Consider the following 12,608-nt stretch of genomic DNA (forward strand, 5'->3'; position numbering starts at 1 on the left):
TTATTTATGGGTAGATAGTGCGGATTCAGCAATCCGAGACTGCCTAGCAACGATCCTAGGGGATGGAAGCAACTGTTCCTGCTCGACTACTTTGGGAAGATCTGGAAGGAACCGCGATATCGTAGCGTAGCCTGCGATACATCTGTATGCCACCCGTGCCGGCAGTTCTGTCCTAACAATACTTTTTGACTGATTCAACGCCTTATATACATGCATTATCCGTTCCAACAATTCGAACACCTCGTCACGCTGTTCGTCATTGCTGTAAACAGACGGGAGCAAGTCAAGACCTCGGCCAACGAGAACTAAGAACTCCCAAGAATTCAGTACGGGAAAGGCGCCCGATCTAATCTTTGAGAACACATGACTCGAAATTTCATGCTGCAAGGGCCAGAGCGAGAAGCATCCAGGTCCAGCGTACCCCGCAGACATCATTGACTCCAGCAGCCTTGTACCACGATCGGTGATGGCGCCGGAGCTATCTACTAACCCAAGAGATACCGCCCATGCTTTCCTGCGAGGCAGAGCTTTATTCAAGTACGCGGACGTAACAGCAGTTTCAGGACGAGCAACAGCCGCAGAAAGTGGAGGCCGAATGCTGTTTAGTCGATCCAGATCTGGAGACTGAGACAGAGACCTCCTGCCGCGACTCCCAGGGTTACTCGTTTGCGCTTCAATGTTTACAGCGCTGTATAATAGTCGTCGGTGTTGATCCGAAGCGAAATAGTGTTCAAGTACAGACCACTTGTGCTCAATTGACGAAGCTATTCTTGTTGAGAACTCGTCTACATCAAAGCCGGAAGCGAGAGCGTTAAGAAATACATCGCCATCTGCAAGCAGCAACGAATGACCAAAGACAAGAGTGGCGCATGCCCTGAACTCGGCGTCATCAGGGATGGTTCTACTGAGAATGCCAAGGGCATCCCCAGCTTCAAGCACAGCCACCTCCCCTTTGCGAACGTCGACGATTCCCAGGCTTCGAAGCACATCAAGTATGTGCTCGTTACTCGGATCTAGACCCCAACCAATCGGCCTCTTTTCATGCAGCAATCGACTGATGTCCCCATAGCTTAAGGTGTCTTTTTCCGAGTACATTCGCGAAAAATCGATCAATCTATCAAGCGTATGCTCGAGACCAACTGAGAAGCCGATCTTTCTCATAAAAATTGAAAATACGTTAGAGCGGGCTTTGTCCAGCATGAGTCGTGATTCTTGGTCTCATTTGAACTAGGATAGTTCGACTCGTCGCATGATCGCCTATGAAGCACTGGCCAGCTTCGACAAGTCGGAGTATGTCGCCAAAATCGGAGATCTTGGTTCCGCTGAATCGCAGTCCTGACAGTGTCTTTGTTGGAATTCTTGCGACCGCGGCGTTGATATCACTTTGAAACGTCAACCTATGCGAGAAGGATAAGTTGACTTGACTAAGAACGCGATCATCAACGGCTGAAGGTTGCTGTGTTGCAAGGACTAGCGATAGGCCTGCATCACGGCCGCGTTTCACGTATTCGACTAGCGCCTCGCGAGCCGGGGAGTCTCCACTGCTTGGACAAACGACGTGCGCTTCATCTACAAGCAGCCACACACGGCTAGGAATTCTCGACTCCGACGCCGATGTGCCAAAGAAGCTTGAGACCCGACGCTGTTGGTGATGTCTCCCCATTATCGTAAACAGCTGTCTGGCTAGAATGGCCGTCACCAATGCCTTATCTTCATCGCGAAGATCTCTCAACATGAAAATGTTGCATCGCCCGGGAATCAGTAGTTCTTCCACCTTTAAGCCACTCGGGTCAAAGATTCCGGTCCTTGCATAATCTGCAAGGCGATACAGCAGTACGTTCCTCGAGCTCTCCGCAACGCTGGCTGACAGGCGCCCTTCTCGGAGATTACGGATCATGTCATCGAGGGAGAAATCAGTGGTCGCAAGCTTCTCTAACACTTCTGCAAGCAAGTGGCCCTGTGGACTATACACCTCTTGCCCGAGTAAGCCACACCATTCTTCATGCAGAACATCTCGTGGCCGAAGAGTTAATGGAAGTTCGTCCCCTATGAATTTAGTGGAATCGCGAGGAACAAAGATCTTCGCATCGGCAAGCGCGTTGGGCTGTAGGTTCCAGGCTTTTAGTTCTTCAAGTTGCTTCTTGCAGTCGGAGCCCTTCGGCTCATAGCGCAGAGTCCAGAACTGGCTTTGCGTATCAATCAAGAATGTTGTTACTGGAGTTATGTCCTGTTGCACAGGAGAGCTCTGATCGAGCTGAGAAAGCCCTTCAATGAGTATTCCGAGATCCATACTTTTGCCGCTCCCCCTAGTACCCGTTATGTACAGAACATGGGGAAATCTAGTGTCGAGCCAGGCATCCGCCCCTAAAAAGCTGCTTCCCGAAGCGGTCTCAAGAATCTTGCCTATATATAGTAGGTCACTGGGCGCGCTGTCATCGTCACCGCGTCCGAAAATAAAATTCTTTCCCTTCTGTACATAGTTGCATTTGACGATTGGGTCTATCGCGATGTACTGGGTCTTCTCGATTGATTTCCCAATGTAGTCGGCAAGCTTATTGGAGAATCCCATGAGAATATTCCTTCCAAGTTAGGTCCTCGCTTCCGCCGCCAGTACTTAGAAAAAGAACCTTGTGAGGGCGAAGCGCAGAAATAAAATGTGAGTGATTAGCAGCTGCTACGAAGGCTATTCTCCCTTCGGCTTGCACGGTCTCTCTAAGCTTGTGTGCCACTATTTTTGCCGTGAATGGATCAAGATCAGAGCAAAACTCATCGAGCAACCACACATCTGCATCTCCCAACAACAGATCCGCAAGCATGGCCCGGTATCGTTGCCCTCTGCTTAGCATTTCAAATGGCTTCAGAAAGAGTAGCGCCTCGGTGAGCCCTACCCGAGCCAGGGCATCAAAGGTCCGTTCGGGCCCATGCTTGTTAGAGAGGTGCTCAAATAGCGAAGCTTCCGATGGCGGCTGCTCAAGCCATCCCACCCTATACCGCTTCGGGCTTACTTCTCCTGTTTTGACTGCGGATTTGGATTTCCACCGGGGGTCTAAACTTGCCAGCAAAAGGCTTTTTCCGCACCCGCTTGAGCCCGCCACAAAGTTAACGGTTCCTGCGGCTGCGCTAAAAGATAGAGGGCCTATTATGCGAGTTCTGATTGTCTTGGTTGTTATGCCAAAGCCATCCATGATCAGGCGGCTATGCTGAGTCATGGGTATCTTGAACTTAGAATTTACTTCTAGATTTGACACGTGAATTTCGTCGATGCTCCGCTGAGGACTCGCTGATCCATTTTTTTTACGTGTATACGCCGCTTCTCGGACATATGCGTCCGATGCCTCGTCCAGTCCAATCATGTAATAGGGGATTGGTGATCGGATAACGGGCCGAAGTGCTAGCCATTCTTCGAGATCCATATGTTTCCAAGGATCTTCGTACTGAAGGACTTCCGCAAGACGCGACCGTAGGTCTTCGAACGTTAATCCGGTTCGATCGCGATAGCTTTCAAAGAAGGCGTGGTATTTCCGCTGCAGACTCATTATTCCGGACGAGCCTTTGGCGCCGTTCTTAATGCTAACTAGATCCTTGGCGAGCCGGGTTCTGTTGCCCTCTGTGTCGCCTAGGTAGTGAAATCCACAGCCCGATACGAAATCGATGTGGCGCAACATCTCCGCAGAGATTTCCAGGAAAAGCGGTCGCTTACCCCCGATATGCCAGCGCTCACGGCTAAACTTTATTGCAGCGTTTACCAACGCTGACGACAAGTTTGCACCGCGCAGCTCTGGGTTCACGACGACACGCGCGATACGCGCTATTCGATTGACTAAGGACTGTCCGCCTTTCTGCCACGACTTCCATTCAACAGCGCGCTCTCGATGAGAGAATGGTCTGGAGAATGCGTTGTGTCGCGGCTTTGCCATCATCAGTGGCATTTGAATTTCGATGTATCCAGCTGAAATCCATCGACTGTGGAGCTTGATCTGCATTAGGAGGACGGCGCGTCTGCCACCGGTTCCCTTTCGTGTCGGTTTGTCTGCCGAGGACGGGTCTTGAGATAGATCAACTCCTTTGTAATGGAACGATTCCAGCGATATGTACTCTCGAAAGTCGGAATCCGAAGAAAGTTCTGATATGCGTAGTTCAACCTCATTGCCCGCGAAAATGTGTTTTGTCTGCCAGCTAAAGTGCGGCGATACATCGATAAGTTGCTTCTTTTCTCCAATGACCCAGATGCGCTTCTCAATCCCATCGCCGATAACTATCCGATCGTTCTCGCCGATCATTGCGAATCGATGGAGATCTAACGGGGTGTTTGTCTTCCTACCTTTAACGATTGCTCGTTTTCGTATACCTTTGGTTGACACAGAGACAACCTGGAGGCCGCTCTTGGCTACATCACTTTTCAAGTTGACCATGACATCTGGAAGTTCGTGTTGATCGTTGAAGAGGCATGTCCGTGACATTATTTTCTAAGCTCTAGGAAAGGGCGACAAGCCGCCGCTCTGAGCGGCGCGTCCAAGCCTGCTGTCGCGTTCCGGCATTCGATGCGAGCGCACCTTGCCTATGATCACCAACAACTTGCGCGCCATCCACTGGTTTGACCAGCGAAACAAAACGCTCAGTTGCCCCGCGTTTTTAGTCAGATCCCTATAACGCGCCATCGCGTAGCCAAGCTGGCGCTTCACCACCCGGAACGAATACTCTACTTTCGCGCGCATCTTGGCGTTCAGGTGCTGGAGCAGTTCGCTGACATCCTCCAGTTCGCCTGCCGGCAGCGCCTTGAACTTATTGGGACGCTCGGCGATGTGCCACTCGAGTTCCTTGTCCTTCAGTTTCTCGCGCTTGTCCGCGTCCATGTAGCCGGCATCGGTAAAGACCGCCCGCTCCTGACCTTGCAGCACTTTATCGGTCAGGGTCGCGTCCGCTACGTTCGCCGTCGCCGCCAGTGCCGTATGCCCCAGCTCCGAGTCCCCGCCCGCCCCGATTTGCGCCTTCATCCCGGAGAAACGCTGGTCACCCTTCTTAGTCCGGTACCTCCCCGGGTCTCGCGTGCCGCTGCGGTTCTTCGTCGCACTGGACGCATCGATGGTCGTCCCGCCCTCCACGCTCGTGCCCACCCGCACTATGCTCTTGCCGCGCGGATGCCGATTCACCGCGGCCAGCAGCGGCAGCCGGGCGAACTTCCGCATCGAGGCGATCTCGTACAATCCTTCCTCCATCGCCGGATCGCTCAATCCGCACCGCTGCTGCAGCAGATGGATGCACGGCATGCGCTTGCCGACATGCTCGGCGTCGGAAAAGCTCAGTTGGGTCATCGCACCGCGCCTTCGATCAGAGGCTGATAGTGTCGCCGATCAGGACGGGCTTGTTCACATGCTTCCTAGTTGGCACTTTACAGCGTCAAGTGGACGTTGCCCGTGTGTCTTAGCGCTTGGGCCGGCTAGCCGAGCCTCCAACCCAGCCGTGACCACTTAGCGGCATGCCGCACCAGCGAATCCGCAAGCACGCCCGCTGTTCCTGCCACATGCAGCGTATTCTGCGCCCGCGTCATCCCCGTATACACCAACTCTCGCGACAGCACGCGGTTGAAGCGCTCCGGCAGCACCAGCTACACCTCGTCGAACTCGCTTCCCTGCGCTTTTTTTGCGCGGTCATCGCGAAGGCGCTGCCGTGTGCGGGCGGCGCGGCGGGGTGGAAAGGGCGCGGATTGTGGGGGTCGTCACCGGGGAACCACGCCATCAACGTGTCGCTGCCATCACGGAGGCAGATGCCGATGTCGCCGTTGAACAGGCGGTGGCGGTAGCTGTTCTCGGTAATCAGCAGCAGGCGGCCGTGGAAATGGCCGGGGCCGGCGGCGCGGCACTGGGGGCTGGCTAGGCCGGCTTCGGCCAGCAGGCCCTCGATGCGGGCGTTGAGGCCGCGGGCGCCCTGCGGGCCTTCGCGCACCGCGGTGAGGATCCGCAGGCGGGCGGCCTAGGCCAGGGCCTCGGCCGGGCTGGTGGCTTCGGCCAGGGCGGCCCAGTGGGCGAGCAGGCGGTCGCGGTGGGCCTGCAGCGGGTCGGCGAGGTTTTCGTGGAAGTGGACGCCGGTGAGGGTGCCGCCGCATAGCAGGGAGAGGGCGGTGGTGGTGTCGCCCTGGCGCACGGCGGTGGCAAGGGGGGCGAGGTCGAGGGATTCGGATTGGCGGTAGCCGCGGGTTAGGTGGACGCGGCGGGCGGGGAAGAGGTGGGTTTGGTACCGAGGTGGGCGTGATTGGGGCCGCCGGCGGGCGCGGTTTGGTGGGCACCGGTTGGGTGTGGGCTTCGCGGCCATGGGGCGCTCCTACGAGGATGCCGGGCTCACCAGGAAAGGCAGGCGGTCACGCTCGCCTCGTCCTCGTCCTCGTGCAGCGTGAATACCCAGCCGTTGCGTTCGCACAGTCGTTGGACGATGCCAAGACCCAGGCCAGTTCCATTGGAAGAAGAGGCGCTGGCTGGCGGGCACCGGCCAGTATCGTCACCGTTCAAGCGATTGGTGACCCGCAGCTCGTGCTCCTTGATGAGGACCGTGATCGGTCCCTGCCCACCGGGAGTCTGTTCGAACGCGTTTCGCACCAGGTTGCTGACCGCGATCAGGAAGGCCTGTGGATGTCCGTGAACGACGGGTGCCGCGACACTTTCGACGTCGACTTCGACGCACTTGCCGTTCAGCAGGTAGCGCTGCTGCTCTATCGCCCGGGCCACCAATGGGGCTACCAGGAAATGCTCGCCGTACGACCCGTCGTCGGCTTCGCGAGCGATGCACAGGAACATTTCGATGGTGGACTTCATCTCCAGCGTCGCACGCCGGATCCGGTCCACCGCCCTCGCGTCTTCACCCGACAGATCGCTCTGCTCCAGCAGCTCGAGCGCGCCTGTGATCACCGTGATCGGCGTGCGCAGCTCGTGACTGGCGGCACCGGTGAAGTCCCGCTCTCGCGCCATGAATGCGCTGATGCGCTCGAGCGTTGTCTCGATGGCGCCGGCGAGGACGCCCACTTCATCCCCCCCGAACCGGCTGGACTCGATGAGCTTGTGGTCCCCGGCCGACAGATGTTCCAGGTCGATCCCCGCGACCGTTTCGGCCAGCTGCACCACCGGGGCGACCGCCCTGCGTATCACCAGAACGCCCAGCCCGAAACCCAGCGCACCGAGCGCGCCCACGACGGCGGTAATGACGAGGAGCCACCACCAGTCCTCGGAGGAGGACGCCTCGATCCCGGCGACATCGAACACCACGAATGCGCGCCCCTGCGCATTGTCGGCAGGGATCACCGCCACATGCAGCTCTTCGGCGACGAACTCGTACGTGCCCTCATCGGGATCCGTGAGCGCCCATGCCCTCAGTGGTTCCGGCAGGCTCCCGGCGTCGTCGTAGCCCCGAAGGGGCGTCGTGATATCGGGATAGCTGTCGCTGGCGCGCTGCAGCTGGTTGACCACCACGCGGTCTTCGCTGAGCCTGATTGCGCCGAAGAACGCGAACCCCCAGGCCAGGCTGAGCCCGACCACGCACAGCGCGAACGCAACCTCGACACGCTTGCGCAGACCGTGCCGGGGCACTACTGGTCGTCCTCCGCAATCCGGTATCCGATGCGGTGCACCGTGTGGATCAACGGTCGGTCGAACGGCCGGTCGATGGCCTGCCGCAGCTTGTACATGTGCGAGCGAAGCGCATCGCCATCCGGCCGCTCGTCGGCCCACAGCAGCGTTTCGAGCGCATCGCGATCCACGACGGCCGGGGACTCTTCCATCAACCGTCGGAGCAACTTGATGCCGGCAGGGTTGATCTCGACGCGCCGCCCCGCCCGGTGCACCTGTAGCGTGGACCGGTTCAACGTCAGGTCGCCGACCGTCAACAGATTGTCGCCATTGCGGTGGCTGCGCTTGTACAAGGCCCGCAGGCGCGCATGCAGCTCCTGCAGTGCGAATGGCTTGACCAGGTAGTCATCGGCGCCGGCGTCGAACCCCTTGAGCCTGTCGTCGAGCGTGTCCCGCGCCGTCAGCATGAGGACTGGCGTTTCGATCTGGGCATCGGCCCGCAGCCGCTGGCAGAAAGTCAGGCCGTCCATCCTCGGGATCATCAGGTCCAGCACGATGACGTCGAACGGATTGGCCAACGCCAGGTTCATCGCGGTCACGCCGTCGTGGGCGAAATCAAGCACATAGCCGAGCTTTTCGAGGTACGCGGCGATGTTGGCGCAGATGTCGCGGTTGTCCTCGACGATCAACGCCCTGATCGGCGCAGCATCAAGAACGCGTGCCATCCGCCGCCTCCCGTTTACCAGGCGTAGTCTAGCCGAAGCCCGATCAGCGGCTCGGCCTCGCTTTCGTCCTCCACGTTGACGCCCCTGCGGTAGTCGAACTCGGTGTCGTCGGTCGACGACGCCGAGGTGAGGTTGATGACATCGAGGAAGGCCGTGACGTCGATGGGGCCGAATGCGCGCCGGTAGTCGACACGGGCGTTCAGCACGCCGTAGCCGGATTTGCGGCCGACGCCGCGCTCGGTCGTCTCCCTCGAGTAGCGCAGGGGCTGCCCGGGGCCCAGCACGTCTTCGTGGATGAGGTAGGCGTCCTCCGGCCTGCCGGACAGGTACTTGTAGCGCGCGGCCACCTTCCAGCGGTCGGTGATTTCCCAGGTCAGCCCGAGGGTGGCCACGTGGTCGCGACTGAATTCGGCGGCGACGGCGCCACGGCCGTCCTTCCGGTCCACTTCCGCATCGTTGTAGGAGTAGGTCGCGGTGGCGTAGAGGCCTTCGCGGATCGTGCCTTTGACCACGACATCGAGGCCGTACGACGCGCCATCGCCGATATTGGCGAACGTCCCGCTCGCCCGGTCCAGATCGACCACGAGGTTGGAGTGGTCCTGGTAGTAGGCTTCCGTCAACACCGACCAGCGGTCGTTCGGGAAGTACTCGAGGCCGAAACTCCCGTGTGTGATCTCCTCGTTCTCGAGGGTGTTCGCCGCGTTGGCCGCGAGGTCCAGGAACCGTGGCGACTGGTGGAAAAGCCCTGCAGTCGCGAAGTACCTGAAGTTCCGGCTCGGCTGCCAGGTCGCCCTGAGTCTGGGCGACACGAGGCTTTCGTCCGTCAGGTCGTCCCGCTCCAGCCGGACGCCCGTGCGCAGCTCCCACGCGCCGCGCTTGAAAGCCTGGTCCACGTAACCGGCGTAGTTCGTCGCCTTCCGGTTCAGCGAGGCGTTGATGTTCTCCGGCGTCAGCACGATGTAGCGCTGCTCAGGGTCGGGCCTGAAGTCGTCGCTGTCGTAGACGTACCGGATCCAGTCGCCATCCAGCACGGTGCTGTAGTCCAGGTCGAGCTGCGTCACCTGGACGCCTGCGTTGAATGCACCCCATCGATTCACCGTCGCGAAGTCGCTTCGCCAGCCGATCTCGGTTTCGTCTTCGGTCACGGTGAGGATGTTTTCCCGCACCGGAAAACTGTCAGCGGGCGATCCGGGGGGCACCAGATCGGGAAATGCTTCGCCCTCCGAGCTGATCTTGTTGCTGGCCCGGTGGTAGACCTTGTTGGTCCAGACGGCGTCCTCCCCGATCAACGATCGCAGGGTAAACCCGTACAGGTCGCTGTCCTGTTCGAAATCGAGCAGCGCCGCGTCTTCGAAGTTGGGCGACTCGAAGACGTGAGTCACGTCGCGCGTGTACGTCTCGCGCGTGTCGATGAGCAGCACCTCGAGCGTGTTCGACTGGTTGATCGGCACGGCCGACTTGACGATGACATCCCTCAACACGGGGTCTCCGATGTCCAGTTCCTCGATCGTTTCGAAGAAGGCACCGAAATCCAGCCGGCGGGCGGACACGAGCACGGTGGCACCTTCAGTGATGCCGAGCGGCCCGTCGTAGCCGACCTCGGCGCCTGCAAGGTCGAGGCGCAGACTGGCCGACGGGCTTGGATTGCCATCGGCGACTTCGAGCTTGAGCAGCGATGCCGCCCGGCCGCCATACGCAGGGCCCCAGCCGCCCGGCGAGAACTCGGCGCCACTGATGACGTTCGGTGCGAAGATCGAGAAACGGCCGCCGCCGCCGATGTCTTCGTCCTCCCCCAGTGTCGCGTCGAAGTGCACCGCTTTGTCGAAGGGGAACTCGTCGACGAAGATCAGGTTATCCCGGGGGCCACGGCCGCGTACGCTGAAGCTTGCGAACTCGCTGGCGGAAGCCAGGCCGGGCAGGCCGTCCAGCGAGAGGAGCGGATCCGCGCCACCGCCGACAGCGCTTCGCAAGGCTTCCCGATCGAGGTAGGTGCTGGAAGGCGATGCCAATCCATCGATTGGCCGGCCTTGAACCACCACCGCCTCCAGCAACGGAACGCCCAGTTCGAATTCGACCCTGGAGTTCTTCCGCGTGATCACGCGCACGCTTGGCTCGTAGATTGGAGCGAAGCCGGCCTTTGCGATGTTGACCGTGTAGAGGCCGGGGTCGAGCTGATCGACGAGGATGCGACCTTGTGCGTCGGTTTCCACGGACCGCGCGGCGTCGGTTTCCCGTTTCGTGATCGTGACCCTGGCGTTTGGAAGTGGCCGGTCGGTGGTCTGATCCTTGACGATGATGGTCAGGGCACCGGGTGCCTCCGCTGCGTGTGTGACCAGTGGGACGCCGATCAAGTGCGCCGAAAGCGCCAACCCCAATGCCCGTCGCACGTGCCTGCTCATATCGCTCCGCCTCCAGGAATGGGCCGTCTCGCTTCATGAAGCGATGCGAGATTAACGAGGCAAATGTCGCCAAAAGGTCGCCGGCACGGCGAGTGCGGGCACTCGGCTAGCTCTCGAGCCGACGTCCCAGGCCTGACCACCGGCTCGCATGCAGCGCCAGCGCCTCGGCGATGAGCTCGGCGCTGCCGGCCAGGTGCAGGGCGCGGCGGGCGCGGGTCAGGCCGGTGTAGACCAGTTCGCGGCTGAGCACGCGGTTGACGTGTTGATCCAGCGCCTGCAGGCAGGCCAGCGCAACGCGGCGATCACATATCTAGCTGTTCCCGTTGCGATTGCAGCGGGAACGCTGGCGCGTCCCGCGTTCCGATCGGACGTCGGCCACTGCCTTCCATGCCGGTCAGCGAATCGCCAAGCTCCTTCCGCACCCCCGCCGCGTGCCGCTGGATCTCCGCGACCACTTCAGGATGCCGCGCAGCCAGATCCACGCGCTCGCCGGGGTCGCGCTCGACGTCATAGAGCTCGATCGATTCCACTACGCGCGCACCATAGGCGACCGGCACTCCGTCCTGTCCGCCTGGGCGTCCGTTCAGCGACTGGAACCGGTGCGGGAAATACAGCTTCCACTTGCCATAGCGCACGCCCTGCAGCTCGTTGTCGCCGTAGTAGAAGAAATAGGCCGGCTGCACCGGTCGATCGGTCTGCGCCGAAAGCACGGGCCAGGCGTCACGGCCATCGATGGGCAGTGGCGGCAATGACACGCCGGCCAGGCGCGCGATCGTCGGCAGCAGATCGATGCTCATCATCGGTGTGTCGATGGTCGCGCCCGCGGGCAGGTGCCCCGGCCAGCGCGCAATGAAAGGCACGCGCACACCGCCTTCACGCGTCGTGCCCTTGCCCTCATCGAATGGACCGGTCGAGCCAGCATGGTTGCCGTAGGCCAGCCACGGCCCGTTGTCCGAGGTGAATACCACCAACGTGTCACGGTCCAGGTCGTTGCGGCGCAACGCGTCCAGAATCTCGCCTACCGACCAGTCGAGTTCACCGATCACATCCGCGTACAGCCCGCGGCCGGATGCGCCCTGGAAGGCCTCCGAAGCATGAAGCGGCACGTGCGGCTGCGGATGCGCCAGATACAGGAAGAACGGCCGCGCGCGGTGCTGTTCGATGAAGGCCACGCTGCGCTCGGTGAGTACGCGGGTGAGATCGCTCTGGTCGTCGAGAACCCGGGCAACCTGCTCGTTGTCGAACAGTTGCAGCTCGTCGAAATCGAACAACGTGCCCTGCTGCGGATGGTGCGGCCACATGTCGTTGGAATGCAGGATGCCGTAGAACGTGTCGAACCCCTGCCGGTTCGGGCGGAACTCCGGCGCATCGCCCAGATGCCACTTGCCGAAATGACCGGTGGCATAGCCAGCCTGCCGCAGCAGGTCGGCCAGCGTGGTCTCCGAGAGGTTCAGCCCCTTGCCGCTGTGCGGCATGAACGCCCCGGACACGCCCACGCGGTTGGGATAGCTGCCCGTCAGCAGTGCCGCGCGCGAGGCCGAACACACCGGCTGAGCGACATAGAAGCTTGTCAAGCGCACACCTTCCGCCGCCATCCGGTCGAGACGGGGCGTGTGCAGATGATGACCGCCGAAGTTGTGCAGGTCGGCATAACCCTGGTCGTCGGTGAAGACGATGACGATGTTCGGCGGCCTGCCTCGCTCTGCAGCATGCTCGGGGTCGGGCGCGGGCACATGTGTGCAGGCAACGAGCGCAAGCAGCGCGGGCAACAACACGGCGCGCGTGATCGACGATGTCATTCCTCTACTCGGACCTGGACCGGCGACAGTGAAGCACAGCGCTTGTGGGCAGGCCAGCCGGCCCCGCTCCGATGGCGTTCTTTCCCGCGCAGCCGATACTGCACGCCGGCAGCCGAAGAAGCGCGCCGGCTT

At 60.2% G+C, this 12,608-nt stretch carries 9 protein-coding genes and 1 pseudogene; all 10 read right to left on the minus strand.

Annotation, left to right across the window (positions count from 1 at the left end; all coding sequences use genetic code 11):
• Entirely contained in the window at positions 1–1,200 is a 1,200-nt protein-coding gene (locus H0E84_RS15210) for a hypothetical protein (RefSeq protein WP_180679494.1), read from the minus strand.
• Positions 1,178–2,569 (minus strand): ATP-binding protein, encoded by a 1,392-nt coding sequence (locus H0E84_RS15215; protein ID WP_180679495.1) that lies wholly within the window; start codon positions 2,567–2,569, stop codon positions 1,178–1,180. Before H0E84_RS15215 ends, H0E84_RS15210 begins: the two co-directional genes overlap by 23 nt.
• Positions 2,553–4,412, minus strand: coding sequence for an ATP-binding cassette domain-containing protein (locus H0E84_RS15220; protein ID WP_180679496.1), 1,860 nt, complete (start codon positions 4,410–4,412; stop codon positions 2,553–2,555). Before H0E84_RS15220 ends, H0E84_RS15215 begins: the two co-directional genes overlap by 17 nt.
• 54 nt (positions 4,413–4,466) lie before the next feature.
• Positions 4,467–5,312, minus strand: a complete 846-nt coding sequence (locus H0E84_RS15225; RefSeq protein ID WP_257644243.1) for a transposase — start codon at positions 5,310–5,312, stop codon at positions 4,467–4,469.
• Positions 5,313–5,437: 125 nt separating this feature from the next.
• Positions 5,438–6,207 (minus strand): annotated as a pseudogene (locus H0E84_RS20535) (ATP-binding domain-containing protein); the annotation flags it as partial.
• Between the two features lie 128 nt (positions 6,208–6,335).
• Positions 6,336–7,574, minus strand: coding sequence for a sensor histidine kinase (locus tag H0E84_RS20770; RefSeq protein ID WP_219339771.1), 1,239 nt, complete (start codon positions 7,572–7,574; stop codon positions 6,336–6,338).
• Positions 7,574–8,251: a response regulator gene (locus H0E84_RS15245; protein ID WP_180679519.1), complete on the minus strand. Its 678-nt coding sequence runs from the start codon at positions 8,249–8,251 to the stop codon at positions 7,574–7,576. Before H0E84_RS15245 ends, H0E84_RS20770 begins: the two co-directional genes overlap by 1 nt.
• A 41-nt stretch (positions 8,252–8,292) precedes the next feature.
• On the minus strand, positions 8,293–10,677 hold the full coding sequence (locus H0E84_RS15250) for a TonB-dependent receptor (protein WP_180679499.1): 2,385 nt from the start codon (positions 10,675–10,677) through the stop codon (positions 8,293–8,295).
• Between the two features lie 106 nt (positions 10,678–10,783).
• A complete protein-coding gene (locus H0E84_RS15255; protein WP_180679500.1) occupies positions 10,784–10,927 on the minus strand; it encodes a hypothetical protein in 144 nt (47 codons plus the stop codon).
• A gap of 52 nt (positions 10,928–10,979) precedes the next feature.
• Positions 10,980–12,476, minus strand: a complete 1,497-nt coding sequence (locus H0E84_RS15260) for a sulfatase family protein (RefSeq protein ID WP_180679501.1) — start codon at positions 12,474–12,476, stop codon at positions 10,980–10,982.
• Positions 12,477–12,608: the final 132 nt, after the last annotated feature.

Source organism: Luteimonas salinisoli (assembly GCF_013425525.1).
GTDB classification, from domain to species: Bacteria; Pseudomonadota; Gammaproteobacteria; order Xanthomonadales; family Xanthomonadaceae; genus Luteimonas; species Luteimonas salinisoli.